Source organism: Christiangramia aestuarii, from assembly GCF_009735585.1.
GTDB lineage: Bacteria > Bacteroidota > Bacteroidia > Flavobacteriales > Flavobacteriaceae > Christiangramia > Christiangramia aestuarii.
In genome coordinates this window covers 753873-774118 of record NZ_VJVW01000002.1, presented here as the reverse complement: position 1 = coordinate 774118, position 20246 = coordinate 753873, and the positions used below count along the sequence as shown (strand labels likewise).

Here is a 20246-nt window from a genome sequence, read left to right as displayed (position 1 = left end):
AAAAATTGGACCTCATGACCATTATCTCCTACAATGTAAATGGAATACGAGCAGCTATTCGTAAAGGTTTTTTAGACTGGCTGCAACAGGCAAATCCAGATATAGTTTGTGTCCAGGAAACCAAGGCCAGACCCGAGCAATTAGACCTGGAAGAATTTGAAAAGGCGGGTTATCCTTATCATTACTGGTTTTCTGCAGATAAAAAAGGCTATTCGGGGGTGGCTATCCTCAGCAAAAAAGAACCTCTAAATGTAGCTTACGGTACCGGCATAGATTATATGGATGCTGAAGGCCGTAACCTCAGGGTAGATTTTGAAGATTTTTCGGTGATGAGCCTCTATCTGCCTTCAGGCACCAATCTGGCCAGGCTGGACCATAAGTTCAAGTTCATGGACGATTTTCAGGAATATATAAATGGCCTTAAAGAGGAGATCCCGAACCTTATCATTTGCGGAGATTATAATATTTGCCATGAAGCCATAGATATACATGACCCGGTAAGGCTTAAAAATGTATCAGGTTTTCTTCCTGAAGAAAGAGCCTGGATAGACGGGTTCATGAAAAGCGGTTTCGTAGATTCGTTCCGTCATTTCAATGATGAACCTCATAACTATTCCTGGTGGAGTTACAGGGCCAATGCCAGGAACAATAATAAAGGTTGGCGTATCGATTATAACCTGGTGGCAGAACCTTTAAAGAACAGGATGAAAAGAGCGGTAATTTTGCCGGAGGCATACCATAGCGACCATTGTCCCGTTCTAGTAGAAATAGAATAAACCAATTATATGAAATTTAAAGCTTTAGCAGTAATAGTTTTATCAGCAACGATCACCTCCTGCGTTTCTTCGAAAAAGTATGGAGAACTGGAGAGTAAGAATGCAAATCTACAGCGTGAGAACCGGTCTATGAACGATGACCTGGAAAAATTAAGAAGTTCCAGTAAAGATACGGAAGCGGAGCTGGCAAGTTTGAATTCTCAATACAACACGCTAACAGATGAGCGTAATGAGCTGATGCAAAAACTGGGAGCGCTTCAGAAGAATTATGATAGCCTGGAAGATTCCTATGATGCATTGGAGCAGAACTCTTCAGCAGCCATCGCAGAGAACTCCCGTCAGAACCGTGAACTTCTAGCCCAACTGGACGAAAAAGAAGCGGCTTTGATCCAGGAAAAGAACAGGCTGGAAAAGCTGGAAAAGGATCTCGCTTTGCGTTCACAAAGAATAGATGAGTTGGAGTCGGTGATCGCGGCCAAAGATGCTAAGATGAACGCCCTAAAAAATGCAGTTTCCAATGCGCTTACAAATTTTGAGGGGAAGGGACTTACGGTTGAGCAGAAGAATGGGAAGGTATATGTTTCCATGGAAAATAAACTACTTTTCGATTCGGGTAGCTGGGCGGTAAATTCTGAAGGTAGAAAAGCCGTGAAGCAATTGGGCTCTGTACTGGCCCAAAATCCCGATATCGCTGTTCTTATTGAAGGGCATACCGATAATGTTCCATATGGTGGCAGTGGTCAGCTGAAGGATAACTGGGATCTTTCAACCAAGAGAGCTACTTCTATAGTACACATATTAAGAGAAAATGCCGGTATAGATCCTCAAAACCTTACCGCAGCAGGAAAGGGTGAGTTCGCACCTGTTGCTCCAAATAATACCGAAGCCGGAAAGGCCAAGAACAGGAGGATAGAGGTAATCCTTACTCCGAAACTTGACGAGATCACCAAACTTCTCAACGAGAACAGTGAGCTGTAAACCGGTTCAGGAATAATTTTCCTGGATGATCTTCTCGGTCTTTTTTAGATCTTTAAATACTTCATATGTCTTGCCCTGGGTTCTTAACGCGCCCAGGGTATTGGCATATTGCGCGGCAATGATATGGTCGTTATGGTAAGTGAAACCATAAGCCAGGCCTCCGGCAAATGAATCGCCACAGCCAGTAGTGTCTATAACTTCATCTACGGGAACCGATGGAATGAAATCTTTCTGAATTTCCCCGTTCTTCATCGTGTAAGCCACACAGCCTCTGGAGTCCAGCGTGACATAAAGCACTTTCACTCCTTTTCTAAGTACATAGCTGGCAAAATCATCCAGATGCTCCGTATTTTCTTCGTCATAATGCCCCATCTCATCTATCTGGTATTCGTTCTTGAACCAGCAGCACATTGATTCTTCCAGGTTCATTTTGAGCACATCAATAAATGGTAGCCATTCATCACGGTCTATCCAGAATTTCCGTTCACGACTGCCATTGATGTTCATGGCCGTGGTTTGCCCGTGAGCATCGAAAATCACCAGTCCCTGGCTGTTGCTTTTCAAGTATTTTAAGGTGCTCAGCGAAATTTCGAAGTCTGTGATAGGTACAAATACAAAAGCATCGGCATCTATATAAGGCTCTACGTCCCTGGGTAAAATGGGATTCATAAAGGCGGTCTGTTTTTCCAGCCGGTTGTTCTGGTCCAGGAATCTTAGCTCGATCACCGTACCACGGTCATTGGAAGAATCGAGCCCGTCAAGGTTTACATTATCGTATGCAGAGAACAGCTCTGCGATCGCCTCATGATCTTTTTTATGAACATGCGAGATGATGATCACCTCGCCCGAGTCTTTCATCAATTTGGCTAAAGCGATTGCCGGATGCGTTGCGCAGCCATATTTCTGGATAGTTTCCTGTTTGTGAGTAATGATGGTATCTCTCGGGATAGGTCCTAAAATGGCTATTTTCTTCATCCGGAATAATTTTTAAAAAGATGTTTCAGCATAATTTGCTGAGGTACTTAAAGGTAGGTTTTCTCAAATATATCAAAAATCGACAAGGTTTTAAACTGAATCTTTATGGAAATAAACCGGTTATTTAAGGCAATATCGGGTTTTCTTAACGGCTTAATTATTTATAAATTGCAGGCCTATTGAAAGAGAATTATGAAATATACCAAGCTCCCTAATACCGATATAAAAGTTAGTAAGATCTGCCTGGGCTCCATGACCTGGGGCCAGCAGAATACCGAGGCTGAAGGCCATAAACAAATAGATTATGCCCTGGACCAGGGAGTGAATTTTGTTGATACTGCCGAGATGTACTCGGTGCCGGCGCGCCCGGAAACCCAGGGTAGTACCGAAAGTGTTATTGGAACCTGGCTTAAAAAGACCGGGAGAAGGGACGAGGTGGTTATTGCCTCAAAAGTGGCGGGACCTTCTGATATGGTTTCTCACATCAGGCCGGAACTTGGATTCCATAAAGAGGCTATCCAGGATGCTTTGGAAAAAAGCCTGCAGAGACTTCAGACAGATTATATAGATCTTTACCAGTTACACTGGCCGGAGCGAAATGCTAATTTTTTTGGTCAGCTGGGATATGAACACCAGGAAAATGAAGAGTGGGAGGATAATTTCAGGGAGGTGCTGGAAAATCTGAATGCTTTTGTGAAGGAAGGAAAGATAAGACAGATAGGTCTTTCTAACGAGACTCCTTATGGTTTAATGCGATTCCTGGAAGAAAGCAGGCGTTCTGATCTGCCAAAGCCAGTGACGGTGCAAAACCCTTACAACCTACTAAACCGGAAAGACGAAATAGGGCTTACCGAAATTTACCATCGGGAAAATGTTGGTCTATTTCCTTACTCTCCACTGGGAATGGGAACTTTAAGTGGAAAACACCTGGACGGAATTAAGGAGAATACCAGGTTGAGCTTATTCCCGCAATACAAGCGATACTCTAACGAAGAGGCGGTAAGAGCGACCAGGGCCTATAAAGAAATTGCAGACAAGTATGATATGAGCCTGACGCACCTGGCGTTGGCCTTCGTGAATCAGCAGCCATTCGTAACCAGTAATATCATAGGAGCGACCAGTATGGGGCAGCTTAAAGAAAATATAGCCAGTATCGATGTGGTTTTATCTGAAGAGATCCTGGAGGAGATCGATAAGATACATACCGCGATCCCTAATCCCGCACCCTGATTTCCTGAAAGAAAAAATGAATTAAATAAAAAACGGTCGAAAATTATTCGACCGTTTTTTATTTATGTTGTTCTATCCAAATAGGTGGCTTACCACATCTTCGATCTTGGAGACCTTGATGACCCTTATTTTATAATCAGATTTAGGGATCTTGCTTTGCTTGGAAACCAGGATCGAGGCAAAACCAAGTTTTTCAGCTTCCAGTATCCTTTGCTCTACCCTGGTTACGGGCCTTATTTCACCGGCCAGTCCAACTTCAGCAGCAAAGCAGGTATCTTTTTCCAAAGCGATGTCTTCATTAGAAGAAAGTATGGCCGCGATAACCGCCAGGTCTATGGCCGGGTCGTCTACGCTTATCCCCCCGGTGACGTTCAGGAAAACATCTTTAGCACCCAGCCTGAAGCCCGCACGTTTTTCGAGAACTGCCAGTAGCATGTTAAGTCTTTTCGCATTATAGCCGGTGGTTGAACGTTGAGGGGTGCCGTAAACGGCTGTGCTCACTAAAGCCTGTATCTCTATCATGAGTGGACGCATTCCTTCCAGGGTAGAAGCGATGGCTGTACCGCTAAGGTCCTCATCATTTTTGGAGATCAGGATCTCCGAAGGGTTCATCACCTCGCGTAAGCCGCTGCCCTGCATCTCGTAAATGCCCAGTTCATGGGTAGAACCAAAACGGTTCTTGTGCGCTCGAAGGATCCGGTAAACATGGTTACGGTCACCTTCAAATTGAAGAACGGTATCCACCATATGTTCCAGTACCTTTGGCCCGGCGATACTTCCTTCTTTGGTAATATGGCCTATCAGGATGACCGGGGTATTGCTTTCCTTGGCGAATTTGATAAGTTCTGCCGTACATTCCCTTATCTGGGAAATACTGCCGGGGGAACTCTCGATATAGTCGCTATGCAGTGTCTGGATGGAGTCTATAATGACCACCTCCGGCTCTACTTCTTCTACCTGCCGGAAGATATTCTGGGTTTTGGTTTCTGTAAGTATGAAGCAGTTTGCAGGATTCGGATTGATGCGTTCTGCCCGCATCTTGATCTGCTGCTGACTTTCTTCGCCGGAAACATACAGTACTCTATATCTTAAGCCAAGTGAAATTTGTAATAAGAGTGTACTTTTTCCAATCCCGGGTTCACCTCCAAGAAGGGTTAATGATCCGGGCACGATGCCGCCACCCAGCACGCGATCTAACTCATTATTACCGGTATTCATCCGGTTTTGAGGTGTGTTTTCGATCTCGGCGATCAATAAAGGATTGGCCGCTTTTTTTGCTTCTTTCTTTGCAGAAGTCTTCCAGTCCTTGGGATCTGGCTTTTGAACCAGTTCTTCGACTATGGTGTTCCAGTCGCCGCAGGAATTACATTTTCCCTGCCATTTGGCATATTGAGCTCCGCATTTCTGACAATAATAAGTGGTCTTTACCTTGGCCATTTAGATGATCAATTTTGCGCTAATAACCGAAATCTTTTTTAATCGCATCGGCTTTTTCAAGCATAAAATCTGAATCTAAAAACGCGATGGTCTTCTGTCCATAGGCATTCTGGTAGATCCTCATCGCCCTTTTTGGGTTGCCTGTTTCTTCCTCGTATCTGGCTTCAAAATAGGTGCCCAGCATAGTCCCCGGATATGAGTCGTAAGCCATTTTATATAACTCTTTATACTCTTCCCAGTTCCTGGTTTTTTCTATGGCGCGGTAAACGGCCATAAAATCGTTAAGACTTATCTTCTTTTTAATTCCGTATAGTTCTTCGATAGTACTATATTTTTCCGCCAGGTATGCAGAAGGAGAGACCGAAGTTTGTAACAGGGTCTCGTTATAATCTTTTGTTGAAATAGGACGGTAGATCTCGAACATGCTCTCAATGGCTGAAGGGATGGCCTTTCCCACCAGCGAATAGTGGGTAGCATCTTCAAAATTATCGAATTTGTATCCTACCAGTTCGTTGCTTAGACCCTTGAGTTGCCCATCAAAGCTTATAATATTATCCTTCAGATCAGGGACATCATCGCTACCGGTAGCCATATAGAACCATTTTCTCGATTCAGATTTGTTCAGGGCGCTGGTGACCCAGTTGGCCATTTCCGGAGCCAGGTCTGGGCTTAAGTTGACATAGCCTTTGAAGATCGGGTTTTGCTTTAGAAGATAATAATTGATGAAATTTGCCGTAAAATCATGACCTACGATGATCTTGAAATTTGCGGTGCGATAATTCTGGTCCAGTTTCGCCAGAAGTTCCATCCCGATGAATTCGAAGAATTTGGCTCCTTTTCCTTCCGGCAAAAAATTCTGGTCTGAATAGTAAGTGTCGTTCATGCGGGTTCCATCCTGGTTGATGCCCACAACGATCATTTCTGGAGCATCATCCCAATAGGAATAATAATCGACCAGCCCTGCCACGGGTTCGAATAAATAATCCCCGTCCAGGACGACGACTACAGGATATCTTTTCTCGGTGTTTTTTTCGTAATTACGTGGCAGCTGGATCTTTATCTGCCTGGTTTCCCCGAGTTTCTGCGAGGAAAAACTCTCGTATTTAATCTGGGAAATGCTCACTAATGGCAATAAGATTGCCATCAGCAAAAGGGATAATCGTTTCATAGGTGTAGTATTGATTCGGACCTACAAGGTAATTATTATTTCCTATTGTTTAAAAGGGGGAGAAAAATAAAGGATAAGCCCCCAAAAAGCAGGACTACAGCGGTTTGGGTGGCCCAGGAAATCCATCCGAAGGCTTCTGCGGCATTCTCTTGAACGCCGAAAAAGATCAAAACACCACCTACCGCGAGCGGATAAACGCCTATCCCACCGTTAGTTGCAGAAACGGCAAAGGAGCCAACCACGAAGGCGGCCATTATGATACCAAGAGGGGTATTGGTGGTTTCGGGGAGGCTAAACTGGATCACGAAAAACATTAGTAAATAAAGGCTCCAGATAAACACGGTATGAAATAAAAAAGCCCATTTTTGCTCCATTTTCAGGATGCTTTTCATGCCTTCCAGCAGTCCTTTCGCCAGGTCTTTCAGTTTTTTAAATGGAAGCCAGTTGGAGCGGCGAATGATGTTCAGCCCCAGGATTATGATTCCTACAAGACCCAGAAAGATCAGAAAGGTATTAAGAGGCTTGATATTCTGCTCCTGTAAATAAGCCAGCAGGTGGTCTGTCTGGAAGGCCAGGGCTACGCCTACTACCAGCATCAGGATCAAAAGATCGGCTACACGTTCAGAAATGATGGTTCCGAAGCCTTTTTCAAAAGGAACATCTTCGTAGGTAGACATGGTCACTGCCCTTAACACCTCACCAGACCTGGGAATGCCAAAATTCGCGAGGTAAGCGGCCATCACGGCCATGAACCTGTTTGCCTGGGAAGATTTGTAGCCCATAGGTTCCAACATGAACTTCCAGCGATAGGCTCTTGAAAAATGGGAGATCGTCCCAAGGAGGAAAGATACCAGGATCCAGAACTTGTTCGCATCCAGGATGCTTTGCCACAGGTTCTCGCGCTCCTGTGGGGTGGAGCTGCCCAGAGAATACCAGACCAAAAAAATCCCCAAAAATAAGGGGATACTGATTTTTAATATTTTGATGATCTTCTTTTTCAAAGGCTTATTTCAAAAGATTGGTTTCTTCGTCTGGAAATACCAGTGAAGGCTTGAAGTTCTTGGCTTCTTCTATATCCATGATTCCGTAAGCGATAAGAATAAGAACATCTCCCTTGGCTACTTTCCTGGCGGCGGCACCGTTCAGGGTGATCTCCCCACTATTTCTAGGGCCCGGGATCACATAAGTCTCAAGACGCTCTCCATTATTGTTGTTTACTATTTGAACCTTTTCACCTTCAATAATATTGGCTGCTTCCATTAGATCCTCATCTATAGTGATGCTTCCAATATAATTCAAATCTGCTCCTGTAACCTTTACGCGGTGAATTTTAGATTTTACTACGTGAACCTGCATTTTTTAAATTAATTGTCCAGAGCAATATTGTCTATAAGCCTGATGTCATCTGCATAGGCGGCAATAAATGCTCTGTATTGATTTCCTTTTTCTTTATGAGTAATTTTTTTCAATGTCTTAGAGTCGGCGATTTCAAAATATTCCAGCTCTAAAAATGGGTGCTCCTGGAATTTTTTTTCTACCCATTCGGTAATGTAATTAGCACTTTCTGTGCCAAATAGCTCTTTGGCTTCCTTGAGGGTTTCGTAAATGAACGCCGCTTTTTTACGATTTTGATCACTAAGTCGTTCATTTCTTGAAGACCTTGCAAGCCCGGACTCTTCTCTTAAGATTGGGCAGCCTACTATCTCTACCGGCAGACCGGTCTTCTCGGTAAGTTTTCTAACGATTTGTAGTTGCTGAAAATCCTTTTCTCCAAAAAAGGCCTTGTTGGGTGTTACGATCTCAAAAAGACGCTTTACCACGGTACCCACCCCGTCAAAATGACCGTTTCTGAATTTGCCTTCCATGACAGCTTCCAGGCCTTCAAAATCGAATCTTTCTGAAAGTATCTTTTCGCCATAAAGTTCGCCAGCTGCAGGGGTGAAAACCCAGATGTCTCCGAGACTGCTTAGCAACTCCAGGTCCTTTTCCAGGTCTCTGGGGTATTTTTCCAGGTCATCGGGGTTGTTGAATTGGGTGGGATTCACAAAAATGCTTACCACAACCTGGTCCGATTCCTTTAAAGCATTCTTCACCAGAGAAAGATGCCCTTCGTGTAGAGCGCCCATCGTTGGAACGAGGCCAATGCTTTTGCCTTCAGATTTTACCTTCTGAATAGCCTGTACTAGTGGATCTTTCTCCCTAAAAATCTGCATTTTGTTAGAAAATTAACAGCGTGCAAACTTAATATTTCTCTGGCAATCTGCATAAATTTTTGTAATTTTGCGTGTTTTTTATTCGGAAACGTAACTAAAGCAAAGAATTTATGAAAGATAAGAGAGTGTTATACGTCTCGTCTGAAGTTATACCCTACTTACCTGAAACCGATATCTCATCAACCTCATTTGAAGCTGCAAAAATGGTGAATAACCTTGGTGGGCAAATAAGAATATTTATGCCAAGGTTCGGTAATATCAATGAGAGAAGACATCAATTGCATGAAGTGATCCGCCTTTCCGGGATGAACCTGGTCATCAATGACCTGGATATGCCGCTGATCATTAAGGTCGCTTCTATTCCAAAAGAAAGAATGCAGGTCTATTTTATTGATAATGAAGATTATTTCAAAAGAAAGGCTACTCTTACAGATGAGGATGGAAACCTCTTCCCGGATAATGATGAAAGGGCGATTTTCTTTGCCAAAGGGGTGATAGAGACGGTTAAAAAACTTAACTGGTCACCAGATATCATCCATGTGCACGGGTGGTTATCTTCCTTGCTTCCTTTATACTTAAGGAACTATTACGGGAACGAGCCGTTGTTCAAGGATTCAAAAATTGTGACCTCGGTTTACAATCAAAGCTTTGATGGTACGTTAGATGAAGAGATGCGTGAGAAGGTGTTGTTCGACGGATTGGAAAATGCGAATGTAAAACATTTGAAGACCCCGAATTTCGTGAACCTTTTAAAAACGTCGGTAGATAATTCAGATGCCGTGGTAATTGGCGGAGATAATGTGCCAGACGATTTGAAGACCTACATAGATAAGCTTAACAAGCCAGTTCTTCCATATACCGAAAAGGAAAATTTCGCGCATGCTTATCAGGAATTTTATGACACGAAAGTATTGTCTTAATTGTAAGTTAGATTTTTAAATGAAATTAAACAGACTATTTCAAATGACGGCCCTTCTGGCCGTTGTTTTCGCTTTTACAGGTTGTGATGAAGAATTTACCGAAGTTGGTGGGGAGATCATAACCAATCCTTCAAATGTTGAGTTGCGAGAAGTAGAGGTAAAAGCATATTCTCAAAAAATTAATTCTGTACAAACCAATAATCTGCCTAATAACGTTCTCGGGGTGACCAATAACCCTGTATACGGGCAAGGTGCGGCGAGCATAGTTTCTCAATTGACGCTGTCTACAGAAGATCCAGATTTTGGAGATAATCCCGTGCTGGACAGTGTGGTACTTACCATTCCATATTTTTCTCGTCAATCTGAAGCTTCTACGGCCCAAGAGATCGTTTATGAGCTGGATTCTATTTATGGTAGTGAGTCCTTTAAGCTATCTATTTATGAAACTTCATATTTCCTGAATGATTATGATCCGGAGGTTGGCTTCGAGCAAAGACAAAAATATTATTCAGATCAGCAGGAACAGGTAGAGCAGAACATTGTGGGCGAGCCACTTTTTGTTGAAGATGAATTCAAACCGTCCCCTTTGCCCTTTACTACCTATGAGATTAATGCTGAAGGAGAAAATGACACGATCGCTAATGCTCCTGCTCTTAGAATAAAACTTCCGGTAGATTATTTCCAGGAGAAGATTTTAGATAAGGCCGGTTCAAGTGAATTGCTCAATAACGGCAATTTCAGAAACTATATTCGCAGTCTTTTGATCAAAGCAGAGCCGAATGGATCTGGAGGAAGCCAGGTTCTTTTGAATTTTGCAGATCAGAACAGCCCCTCACGTATAAGTCTATATTATAAGAGAGATCTAGAAGTGGACGGTGAAACCGAGAGAGTGAGAACCAGGTTCAACCTTGGAGTTGGTTCAGGAAGTAACAGGTTCAATACTTTCACCGGAGAATTCCCTGAGGGTGTTAGCCAGGCAATCGCTGGGCAAACAGCCGAAATGGGTGCAGAAAACCTTTATTTAAAAGCCCAGGAAGGTAGTATGGCAGTGATCGAACTATTTCCTGATGAAGACGAGCTTGAAGCTATCAGGGCAGAAGAGCTGCTGGTAAATGAAGCAAATCTTACTTTTTATGTAAATGATGACCTGGTAAGCGGAGATGAGCCAAGAAGACTTTATCTGTATGACCTGAACAATAATCGATTCCTTTTTGATTATGGGGTGGATATCAGTTACAGGGGAGGTAATCCCGACAATTCTCTTATCAATTTCTCACAACCCGTAGCTGAGGATGAAAATGGCCGATTCTATACCTTAAGAATTACAAATCACGTTAGTGGCATAATTAATGAAGGTGACGACAATGTGAAATTAGGCCTTGTAATAGTACCAAATATTAATGCTGTGGCAGCAAGAGATCAACAAGGTAATGTTGTAGGCTCTGTAATGTCTTCAGTAAGAAATACTCCCGGCCCGGTGGAGCAGATCCCTTCTGTGAATTCGCTTACGCCAACGGGAACCATACTGTATGGGAACATGGCAGATGATGTGGATAAAAGGCTTAAATTAAAGATTTATTATACCAACTATAATTAGTAGAAAAAAATGTGTGGAATTGTTGGATACATTGGGCATAGGGAAGCATACCCTATCGTCTTAAAAGGACTGCAAAGATTAGAATATCGAGGATATGACAGTGCAGGTATCGCGTTATATGACGGGAAGGACCTGAAAATGAGTAAGACCAAAGGTAAGGTCGCCGATCTTAAAGATCGTTTGGAAAGTGAGATCTCTACCAATGGTACAGTTGGTATTGGGCATACTCGTTGGGCAACCCACGGGGAGCCAAATGATGTGAACTCTCACCCTCATTATTCCAATTCTGGAGATCTTGTGATCATTCACAACGGGATCATTGAAAATTACGATGCTCTTAAAAAGGAATTGAAAAAGAGGGGTTATACCTTCAAAAGTGATACCGATACCGAGGTTCTTGTAAATCTGATTGAGGATGTTATCCTCAAAGAAGGTGTGAAACTGGGGAAAGCGGTACAGATCGCCCTAAACCAAACAGTAGGAGCTTATGCTATCACTGTTTTTAATAAGACCAAGCCAGATGAGCTTGTAGTTGCAAGATTAGGAAGTCCGTTAGCGATTGGAGTTGGGGAAGATGAATTCTTCGTCGCTTCAGATGCTTCGCCTTTTATTGAGTTCACCAACAACGCGATCTATCTTGAAGATGGTGAAATGGCGGTGATCAGAAGGCATAAGGACGTTAAAATTAGAAAGATCCAGGATGATTCATTGGTAGATCCTTACATTCAGGAGCTGCAATTGAACCTTGAGCAGATAGAAAAAGGCGGATATGAGCATTTCATGCTTAAGGAGATTCATGAGCAGCCAAATGCCATAAGCGACACCTATAGAGGTAGAATGCTTGTGGAGCAGGGCTTGATCAGGATGGCCGGGGTAGATGACAATATGGAACGTATAGCCAATGCGAAGCGTTTTATTATCGTAGCCTGCGGAACCTCCTGGCATGCTGGGCTGGTTGCTGAATATATTTTTGAAGATATCGCCAGGATTCCTGTTGAAGTTGAATATGCTTCTGAATTCAGGTATAGAAACCCGGTGATCTCTGAAAATGATGTGGTGATAGCCATTTCTCAAAGTGGAGAGACTGCCGATACCATGGCGGCTATTAAGTTGGCTAAGGAAAAAGGTGCATTTGCCTTTGGTGTTTGTAACGTGGTAGGATCATCTATTTCTCGTGAAACCCATGCAGGTGCATATACTCACGCGGGACCTGAAATTGGGGTTGCTTCAACAAAAGCATTCACCACTCAGATCACGGTTTTAACTCTTATGGCCTTGAAACTCGGAAAATTCAAAGGGACCATTTCCCATAGTGATTTCCAGTTCCACCTTCAGGAGTTGGAGAGAATTCCGGAAAAAATTAAAAAAGCGCTTGAATCTGATAAGCTGATCCAGGAAGTAGCCTTTAAATATAAGGATGCGGCGAACTGCCTGTACCTGGGTAGAGGATATAACTTCCCTGTTGCCTTAGAGGGAGCCTTAAAACTTAAAGAGATCTCTTATATACATGCAGAGGGTTACCCGGCTGCAGAGATGAAGCATGGTCCTATTGCTCTTATCGATGAGCAAATGCCGGTAGTGGTAATTGCTACCAAGAAAGGGCATTATGAGAAAGTGGTAAGTAACATTCAGGAGATCAAATCCAGAAAAGGAAAGATCATTGGTATAGTTACCGAAGGTGATGAGGAAGTAAGAGAACTGGCAGATTATGTGATCGAAGTTCCAGAAACTATGGAGTCTCTTTCTCCACTTCTTACTACTATCCCGTTACAGTTGCTTTCTTACCATATCGCGGTTATGTTAGGTAAGAACGTAGACCAGCCAAGAAACCTGGCGAAATCTGTGACCGTAGAATAGAAATTATCTGAAAACCTATAATTTCAGCCCTCCCGATCATTCGGGAGGGCTTTTTTGTTTTACGGAATTGATGCTTTTAAATCAGCTTTTTAGCTGTTTTGGGAAACATTTCAAACTTCTCAATTTTTCAATATGTTTTTTGACAGAAAAATTTATCTTTGCAGCCTGAAAATGACCTGTTTTTTATTTATGATTTTTGAAATCAGTAAAATAGGTTGTTGAATTTTACTTATTAAAAATTAAAGAATTAGATAAATGTCTAAAGTCACAGGTAAAGTTGCCCAGATTATTGGTCCTGTAGTTGACGTTGTGTTCGACTCAGAAAACGCTGAACTGCCAAAGATCTACGATTCTTTGGAAATTACCAGAAAAGATGGTTCTACTTTGGTTCTTGAGGTGCAATCGCACATTGGTGAGGACGTGGTAAGAACGATTTCGATGGATTCTACCGACGGTCTTAGCCGTGGAGTTGAAGTTCTTTCTACCGGAAACCCAATCCAGATGCCAATTGGTAAGGATGTATACGGGAGATTATTCAACGTAGTAGGAGACGCGATCGATGGATTAGGAAATCTTCCTAAGAAAGGAGAAGACGGTCTTCCAATTCACCGTGAAGCACCAAAATTTGAGGATCTATCTGTGTCTACAGAAGTACTTTTCACTGGTATTAAAGTAATCGACCTTATCGAGCCTTATGCCAAAGGTGGTAAGATTGGTCTTTTTGGAGGTGCCGGTGTTGGTAAAACAGTACTTATCCAGGAATTAATTAACAACATTGCCAAAGGTCACGGTGGACTTTCAGTATTTGCTGGAGTTGGTGAGCGTACTCGTGAGGGGAATGACCTTCTTAGAGAGATGTTGGAATCTGGAATTATCAAATACGGTGACGATTTCATGCACTCTATGGAAGAAGGTGGATGGGATCTTAAGAAAGTAGATAAAAATGTAATGAAGGAGTCTAAGGCTACCTTCGTATTCGGGCAGATGAACGAACCTCCAGGAGCACGTGCTCGTGTGGCTCTTTCTGGTCTTACTATCGCGGAATATTTCCGTGATGGAGCTGGAGAAGGTCAGGGGAAAGACGTTCTTTTCTTCGTAGATAACATTTTCCGTTTTACCCAGGCAGGTTCTGAGGTGTCTGCACTTCTAGGACGTATGCCATCTGCGGTAGGATACCAGCCAACGCTAGCCACCGAGATGGGTGCGATGCAGGAGCGTATTACTTCTACCAAGAATGGATCTATTACTTCTGTACAGGCGGTTTACGTGCCTGCGGATGACCTTACTGACCCGGCGCCGGCGACAACTTTCGCCCACCTGGATGCAACAACCGTACTTTCTCGTAAGATTGCCGAGCTAGGTATTTATCCTGCGGTGGATCCTCTTGATTCAACATCAAGAATTCTTACTCCAGATATCCTAGGAAATGAGCACTACGATTGTGCACAGAGAGTAAAAGAGTTATTACAGAGATATAAAGAGCTTCAGGATATTATCGCCATCCTTGGTATGGAAGAACTTTCTGAAGAGGACAAGCTTGCCGTATCCCGTGCAAGACGTGTTCAGCGTTTCCTTTCTCAGCCATTCCACGTAGCAGAGCAGTTTACTGGTCTTAAAGGAGTGCTTGTAGATATCAAGGATACTATCAAAGGTTTCAACATGATCATGGACGGTGAACTAGATCACCTGCCAGAAGCTGCCTTCAACCTTAAAGGAACCATCGAAGAAGCGATCGAGGCCGGAGAGAAAATGCTTGCTGAATCATAAATAGTATATAGAATTGGGTAGTTAGTATTGAAGAATGAATACTAACTGCTCATTACTCACTACTTAATTCTAAGAAAAAAATGTATTTAGAAATAGTAACTCCAGAAGCTGTAGTTTTCAGAGCGCAGGTTGATGCCGTGAAGGTGCCAGGACATGATGGTGAATTCCAGATGTTGAACAATCACGCTCCTATTGTTTCTACATTGACTGAAGGTGAAGTAAAGATCAATCTTACTGCCGGAAGCAATAATGAGATCAAAAGGAAAGACCAGGCAGGATTTAGAACAGAATCTTCTGAGCCTAATGTTCTTTACTACACTATTAAAGGAGGAGTTCTAGAAATGAAGGATAATAAAGCCATTGTTTTGGCAGATTAACCTTCATTGCATAAATGATATAAAAAAAGGCCTTTCTTTGGAGAGGCCTTTTTTTATGCAACAATCTTAGACCTCACAGGTTTCCAGAACCTGTGAGGTTTATTTTTCAACTACTTAGCTTCAAGCCACTTTTTTCTTCTTTGTAAAGCCTTTTCTGAAGCATTCTCATCTAGTTTTATGGAATAGGTTGGATTGCCTTTTAGAATTACTTTTGTTTCCTTTTCTTCTCCAAATCTTTTGAATTTCACTTTTACAGTTTCATAATCTGAATTTTGGATCTGTTCTGCGAATTCCTCTGGGGTGGTAACAAGTTTGTCGCTAAGTGAAATAATTATATCCCCGGAATCTAAGCCGGCTGCGTAGGCGGGGCTGCCTTTGAAGGTGTTCCTGTAGATCCTTAATCCCTCGTCTGTTTTCGTTAGATCTGCCCCAAAATGAAACTTATCTGCATCTCTGCTAAGGCTGATGCCTACAGACTTAAACAATTCTTGGTAATTCGGCATTTTGCTGTTATAAATATGATCCCTGAAAAATTCTGCAGCGAATTGCTCTCCGGCATATTCGGCCAGGCTTTTCTCTATATCCTCTACTTTATAGGCTACCTCGGTTTTGCCATATTTCTCCCACATTAGCTCCATGAAATCATCAAGGTTCAGCTCTTTTTCCCTCAGGGAAAGGTCCAGCGCCAGTCCCAGGATGCTCCCATACGAATAATAGGATACAAAAGTGTTCTCCCAGTTCGTCGGGTCTACCGAGGTGGCGGCATCTACGAATGTTGCCTGGTAGCTCATATCTACAGGGCTGTAATATTCCAACGCAGGTGAATTCCATACATAGTTGAAGGTGCCCGATAGCCCTTCAACGTATTCTTTAGGGGTGTTTACTTTTGCCCGGCATAACATAAGGCCGGTATAGTAACTTGTAAATCCTTCGGCGAACCATAAAGAGCCGGTCATATTCGCTCCAGAGAAGTCAAAAGGTTCCAGTTCGGCCGGTCTGATTCTTTCTACATTCCAGGCATGGAAGAACTCGTGAGCAACAGTTCCAATATTTCCTTTCATCCCACCATCTGATAGACTTTCCTTATCTGTGAGTATCGTGCTGTTGCGATGCTCCATCCCATCACCGGAAACATTCGGCATATAACAGGCCAGGAAAGTATATTTGTCGAAATCAAAATCTGGAAGTTCTCCATAGACCGCTTCTTCCTGTTCTACGATACTTTTCACCTGGTCAAAATACTGGTCGAACTCCTCTTCGGTTCCTTTGTGATGCAGCGCGAATTGAATTGTTTGGCCATTTGTTTCGAACTCTTTCAGATCAAAATCACTAATTTCGGTTGGGCTGTCCAGGAAATAATAAAGGTCTGGAGCAGAATAGGTAGTGCCAGACTCCAATTTCAATTGCGTGGCAACTTTCCAATTCAGGTCTTTTCTAACTCCAAAGTGGACTTTTATGGGTCTGTGCTTCAATTCTTCTGCAAACATAAACGTAGCCGGCATGTTCAAATGAGCATGTGTTTCATCGATCTGTGAATAGGTGCCATCCCCACGGTTGGCGAAAAGTTTATATTCGATATTCACGGTGCCGTCGTGGTCACTGATTTCCCAGGAATAGGGATCTATTCTTTTTACTTCTAAAGCTGCTCCTTTGCTGTTGGTGGCTTTAAGATCATAAACGTTCTTTACGAATTCATGCAGGGCGTATCTCCCTGGCGAGGTACGGCTCATGCTTAGGATTAGGGAATTAGACTTTACCTGTGGGAAGCTTGCCGTTATTTGCGCCTCGTGGTGCTCAGCATTTTCAAAGGAGATATGGTAGGTATTGGTTTGGGCATTAAGGCTGAAGCCCAGTAAAAGAAGGGCGAAAAGGATTTTGTTCATGTTTAAAAATTGAAATTTGCTCTAATGTAAAATTTTTTATTTGAGTGATGAGAAAGTAATCCTTGAGATTTAAATCAGGCTTAGCTGAATGGTTGATTTTAATTTGAATTCAAATCTGAGTTTTAAAAATTTTGAAAAAATCTAATGATTTAAGATTTCTCAATTTCTATTACTTCGGTTTTAAATTAAAACTTTCTCAAAATTTTAATCCCGAAGGCACTTAAGTCGACTAACTATTTATCTAGAAGGATTTCTTCAATAATAACTATTATATTTGCGGGAAACAGATTTCAATAAGTATGCTTACCGCAATTCTTACAGGCTTTTTATTCTCTATTTTTCTCGTTTTTGTGGGAAGATTCTTTAAAGGTAAGCTCTCTATACTGGCGTCTTTAGTGCCGCTGGGGCTTTTCATTTATTTTACGCAATTCATCGCTCCCGTGACTAACGGCGAGGTAATCATGCGAAATTTTGAATGGATACCATCTTTCGGGGTGGACCTGGGCTTTAAGCTTGATGGACTTTCCCTGCTATTTTCTCTTATGATCACAGGAATAGGTTTCCTGGTGTTTGCCTATACTTCGTCCTACCTAAAGGGACATGAATACCTGGATAGGTTCTATGGTTACCTGGCTTCCTTTATGGGAGCGATGCTGGGGCTGGTACTTGCAGATAACATGATCACACTTTTCGTTTTCTGGGAACTTACCAGTATAAGTTCATTTTTCCTTATTGGTTTCAATAATACCAATCCGGCCTCGAGAAAATCGGCTATGACAGCCCTAGGTATTACCGGGATCGGAGGTTTGTTCCTCCTGGCAGGCGCCCTGTTGATAAACAATATCACCGGAACATACAGCATTTCAGAAATGCTCACCATGAGTGAGGCCATCAGGGGAAATGAATTTTATTTCCTGATGGTGATATTCATTTTTGGAGCCGCTTTCACTAAATCGGCGCAGTTTCCATTCCATTTCTGGTTACCGGGAGCGATGAAGGCACCAACACCGGTTTCTACCTACCTGCATTCGGCAACCATGGTAAAAGCCGGAGTCTATCTTTTAATGCGTTTTACTCCTGTATTGGGAGGTGAAAATATCTGGAATTATACCCTCATCGCTGTGGGAGGATTCACTATGCTGTATTCTGCGGTGCATACCATTTTCCGGACAGACCTTAAGGGCATTCTGGCCTATTCTACCATTTCAGCACTGGGGATACTGGTTTTTCTAACCGGCCTGGGGACTAAGGAAGCCTTCCTGGCGGCGGCAGTATTTATCATTGTGCACGCCCTTTATAAGGCGACGCTTTTCCTGGTAACAGGAATTATAGATCACCAGACGCATACCCGTGATGTAAAGAGGCTTGCTGGTCTTAATAAAATTATGCTTCCCGTAGGGATTGCCGGAATTCTGGCGGCCATCTCCAGTGCGGGAATACCACCAACAATAGGTTTTGTAGGGAAAGAACTAACATATGAATCTGCCCTGCATTATGAGTCTTTGGCTATCTTCCTGATGATAGGAATCGTGCTCACCAAGATATTTTTACTTTATGCCGGTTTCGTGGCAGGTATTAAGCCCTTTGTTGGCAAGTTGCCGGAAGAGCATGAAAATGTAAAAATGCCGGGCTTTCTAATGTGGGGGCCTCCATTATTACTGGCTTCTTTAGGAGTTCTTTTCGGGGTTGCGCCTTTCATAATAGAATCGGCCCTTATAAAACCGGTGGTAACGGCCATGGGAGCAGACGCTTCAGAAATTCATTTAGCCCTGTGGCATGGTTTCAATATTGTATTTATCCTTAGTTTGATCACCATCGGTGTAGGAACGGCTATGTATTTCATGATAAAACCTTCCAAGAAATTGGAAAATGGAATTGCCAGGCTGGATTTTATTTCACCTGAAAATATCCTGGAGCAATTCAATAAGATCTTCGTATCTGTGTCTAACTTCTGGACCAATTTCTTCCAGAATGGCTATTTACGGAATTATATTTCTATCATCATCCTTTTTCTGGTGGTACTGGTGGGATATATTATGATAAATGAGACCAGGTTCACTATAGACTATAATTCACTTTCTAAGATCACGGTCTACGAGATCACGACCACGCTTATCCTGATCGCTGGTATCTTTTATACTGTGTTTACCGATTCCAGGCTGGCCGCGGTTGCCGCAATGGGAGTAGTGGGATTATCTATATGTTTGATCTTTGTTTTTTACAGCGCGCCAGATCTGGCCATGACCCAGTTCTCTATAGATACGCTTACCGTGATCCTTTTTGTGCTGGTACTATATAAGCTTCCGAAATATCTGAAACTTTCAGATTATAAGACCAGGGTGAGGGATGGGATACTTTCAACCATTTTTGGATTGATCGTTACCACTCTAGCTCTTGAGGTGTTATCTGAACCGGTTAGTAAGGAAGTTGGTGAGTTCTACGCCGCAAATTCCTATATCGAGGCCCACGGAAAGAACGTGGTAAATGTTATCCTGGTAGACTTCAGGGGAGCTGATACCTTAATAGAGATATCTGTACTTTCCATAGCCGCGGTGGGTGTTTTTGGGCTGATGAAATTAAGACTGAAGATGAAGGATAGAAGAAGGTATGCAGACAGGAGCCTTAACGAAGAAAACCTCAAAAAATAGAATATGCGAACAACCATAATCTTAAAAACAGCCTCCAATTACCTTTTACCGGTATTGCTGGTGTTTTCGATTTTTATCTTGCTTCGCGGGCATTATCTGCCTGGAGGTGGATTTGTGGGAGGATTGATAGCTTCTATCGCCTTTATCCTGCATTCGTTCGCAAACGGATTGAACAAGACCAAGGAACTCCTGATAATGCATCCAGGCTTCTTATTGCCCCTGGGACTGGCTATTTCATTTTTAAGCGGACTGGCCCCCGTAGCATTGTTTGACCTACCGTTCATGACAGGACTTTGGTCTCACGATCCAATTGCGATCCTGGGCAGTGTGGGTTCAGCCCTCTTTTTTGATATCGGGGTTTACCTGGTGGTTAACGGAGTTACTTTAACAATAATATTTACAATTTCAGAATCGGCCTGA

General features: G+C 42.7%; 17 protein-coding genes. 10 read left to right on the top strand and 7 right to left on the bottom strand.

Annotation, left to right across the window (positions count from 1 at the left end; translation table 11 throughout):
- Positions 1-14 precede the first annotated feature (14 nt).
- Positions 15-776, top strand: a complete 762-nt coding sequence (locus tag FLP08_RS07525; RefSeq protein WP_156275535.1) for an exodeoxyribonuclease III — start codon at positions 15-17, stop codon at positions 774-776.
- A gap of 9 nt (positions 777-785) precedes the next feature.
- Positions 786-1754, top strand: coding sequence for an OmpA family protein (locus tag FLP08_RS07520; RefSeq protein WP_156275533.1), 969 nt, complete (start codon positions 786-788; stop codon positions 1752-1754).
- Between the two features lie 6 nt (positions 1755-1760).
- Here FLP08_RS07520 and FLP08_RS07515 read toward each other — a convergent pair whose 3' ends face one another.
- Complete coding sequence (locus tag FLP08_RS07515; RefSeq protein WP_156275531.1) at positions 1761-2729, bottom strand: carbohydrate kinase family protein; 969 nt, start codon at positions 2727-2729, stop codon at positions 1761-1763.
- 192 nt (positions 2730-2921) lie between these two features.
- Between FLP08_RS07515 and FLP08_RS07510 the strand changes: the two genes are divergently transcribed.
- Positions 2922-3959 carry an NADP(H)-dependent aldo-keto reductase gene (locus tag FLP08_RS07510; RefSeq protein WP_156275529.1) on the top strand — a complete coding sequence of 346 codons (1038 nt, stop codon included), beginning with the start codon at positions 2922-2924 and terminating at the stop codon, positions 3957-3959.
- 72 nt (positions 3960-4031) lie between these two features.
- Here FLP08_RS07510 and radA read toward each other — a convergent pair whose 3' ends face one another.
- The 5 genes from radA to panC are packed head-to-tail and all read right to left on the bottom strand — an operon-like array spanning position 4032 to position 8777.
- Positions 4032-5396, bottom strand: coding sequence for a DNA repair protein RadA (radA, locus tag FLP08_RS07505; protein WP_156275527.1), 1365 nt, complete (start codon positions 5394-5396; stop codon positions 4032-4034).
- 19 nt (positions 5397-5415) lie between these two features.
- Entirely contained in the window at positions 5416-6564 is a 1149-nt protein-coding gene (locus tag FLP08_RS07500) for an alpha/beta hydrolase (RefSeq protein WP_156275525.1), read from the bottom strand.
- 35 nt (positions 6565-6599) lie between these two features.
- Positions 6600-7565 carry a lysylphosphatidylglycerol synthase transmembrane domain-containing protein gene (locus FLP08_RS07495; protein ID WP_156275524.1) on the bottom strand — a complete coding sequence of 322 codons (966 nt, stop codon included), beginning with the start codon at positions 7563-7565 and terminating at the stop codon, positions 6600-6602.
- Between the two features lie 4 nt (positions 7566-7569).
- Positions 7570-7920 (bottom strand): aspartate 1-decarboxylase, encoded by a 351-nt coding sequence (panD, locus tag FLP08_RS07490; RefSeq protein WP_156275523.1) that lies wholly within the window; start codon positions 7918-7920, stop codon positions 7570-7572.
- Positions 7921-7928: 8 nt separating this feature from the next.
- A complete protein-coding gene (gene panC / locus FLP08_RS07485; protein WP_156275521.1) occupies positions 7929-8777 on the bottom strand; it encodes a pantoate--beta-alanine ligase in 849 nt (282 codons plus the stop codon).
- Between the two features lie 110 nt (positions 8778-8887).
- Between panC and FLP08_RS07480 the strand changes: the two genes are divergently transcribed.
- The 5 genes from FLP08_RS07480 to FLP08_RS07460 all read left to right on the top strand — a co-directional run bounded on the left by FLP08_RS07480 (position 8888) and on the right by FLP08_RS07460 (position 15295).
- Positions 8888-9697 (top strand): glycogen/starch synthase, encoded by an 810-nt coding sequence (locus FLP08_RS07480; protein WP_156275519.1) that lies wholly within the window; start codon positions 8888-8890, stop codon positions 9695-9697.
- A gap of 19 nt (positions 9698-9716) precedes the next feature.
- Positions 9717-11294 (top strand): BamH family beta-barrel-assembly machinery protein, encoded by a 1578-nt coding sequence (bamH, locus tag FLP08_RS07475; RefSeq protein WP_156275517.1) that lies wholly within the window; start codon positions 9717-9719, stop codon positions 11292-11294.
- A gap of 9 nt (positions 11295-11303) precedes the next feature.
- Positions 11304-13151, top strand: a complete 1848-nt coding sequence (gene glmS, locus FLP08_RS07470; protein ID WP_156275515.1) for a glutamine--fructose-6-phosphate transaminase (isomerizing) — start codon at positions 11304-11306, stop codon at positions 13149-13151.
- A gap of 255 nt (positions 13152-13406) precedes the next feature.
- Positions 13407-14918 carry a F0F1 ATP synthase subunit beta gene (gene atpD, locus FLP08_RS07465; protein WP_156275513.1) on the top strand — a complete coding sequence of 504 codons (1512 nt, stop codon included), beginning with the start codon at positions 13407-13409 and terminating at the stop codon, positions 14916-14918.
- 80 nt (positions 14919-14998) lie between these two features.
- On the top strand, positions 14999-15295 hold the full coding sequence (locus tag FLP08_RS07460; RefSeq protein WP_156275511.1) for a FoF1 ATP synthase subunit delta/epsilon: 297 nt from the start codon (positions 14999-15001) through the stop codon (positions 15293-15295).
- Between the two features lie 110 nt (positions 15296-15405).
- On the opposite strand, the gene FLP08_RS07455 is transcribed toward FLP08_RS07460, so the two are convergent.
- Positions 15406-17178, bottom strand: a complete 1773-nt coding sequence (locus FLP08_RS07455; RefSeq protein ID WP_156275509.1) for a M61 family metallopeptidase — start codon at positions 17176-17178, stop codon at positions 15406-15408.
- Between the two features lie 299 nt (positions 17179-17477).
- Here FLP08_RS07455 and FLP08_RS07450 point away from each other — a divergent pair, with 299 nt between their 5' ends.
- Both FLP08_RS07450 and FLP08_RS07445 read left to right on the top strand, forming a co-directional pair.
- A complete protein-coding gene (locus tag FLP08_RS07450; protein WP_156275507.1) occupies positions 17478-19826 on the top strand; it encodes a putative monovalent cation/H+ antiporter subunit A in 2349 nt (782 codons plus the stop codon).
- A 3-nt stretch (positions 19827-19829) separates the two neighbouring features.
- Positions 19830-20246 (top strand): Na+/H+ antiporter subunit B, encoded by a 417-nt coding sequence (locus FLP08_RS07445; protein WP_156275505.1) that lies wholly within the window; start codon positions 19830-19832, stop codon positions 20244-20246.

Coding starts and splice junctions, on each gene's coding strand:
- FLP08_RS07525 (WP_156275535.1), top strand. CDS start 15: ATGACCATTATCTCCTACAATGTAAATGGAATACGAGCAGCTATTCGT.
- FLP08_RS07520 (WP_156275533.1), top strand. CDS start 786: ATGAAATTTAAAGCTTTAGCAGTAATAGTTTTATCAGCAACGATCACC.
- FLP08_RS07515 (WP_156275531.1), bottom strand. CDS start 2,729: ATGAAGAAAATAGCCATTTTAGGACCTATCCCGAGAGATACCATCATT.
- FLP08_RS07510 (WP_156275529.1), top strand. CDS start 2,922: ATGAAATATACCAAGCTCCCTAATACCGATATAAAAGTTAGTAAGATC.
- radA (WP_156275527.1), bottom strand. CDS start 5,396: ATGGCCAAGGTAAAGACCACTTATTATTGTCAGAAATGCGGAGCTCAA.
- FLP08_RS07500 (WP_156275525.1), bottom strand. CDS start 6,564: ATGAAACGATTATCCCTTTTGCTGATGGCAATCTTATTGCCATTAGTG.
- panD (WP_156275523.1), bottom strand. CDS start 7,920: ATGCAGGTTCACGTAGTAAAATCTAAAATTCACCGCGTAAAGGTTACA.
- panC (WP_156275521.1), bottom strand. CDS start 8,777: ATGCAGATTTTTAGGGAGAAAGATCCACTAGTACAGGCTATTCAGAAG.
- FLP08_RS07480 (WP_156275519.1), top strand. CDS start 8,888: ATGAAAGATAAGAGAGTGTTATACGTCTCGTCTGAAGTTATACCCTAC.
- bamH (WP_156275517.1), top strand. CDS start 9,717: ATGAAATTAAACAGACTATTTCAAATGACGGCCCTTCTGGCCGTTGTT.
- glmS (WP_156275515.1), top strand. CDS start 11,304: ATGTGTGGAATTGTTGGATACATTGGGCATAGGGAAGCATACCCTATC.
- atpD (WP_156275513.1), top strand. CDS start 13,407: ATGTCTAAAGTCACAGGTAAAGTTGCCCAGATTATTGGTCCTGTAGTT.
- FLP08_RS07460 (WP_156275511.1), top strand. CDS start 14,999: ATGTATTTAGAAATAGTAACTCCAGAAGCTGTAGTTTTCAGAGCGCAG.
- FLP08_RS07455 (WP_156275509.1), bottom strand. CDS start 17,178: ATGAACAAAATCCTTTTCGCCCTTCTTTTACTGGGCTTCAGCCTTAAT.
- FLP08_RS07450 (WP_156275507.1), top strand. CDS start 17,478: ATGCTTACCGCAATTCTTACAGGCTTTTTATTCTCTATTTTTCTCGTT.
- FLP08_RS07445 (WP_156275505.1), top strand. CDS start 19,830: ATGCGAACAACCATAATCTTAAAAACAGCCTCCAATTACCTTTTACCG.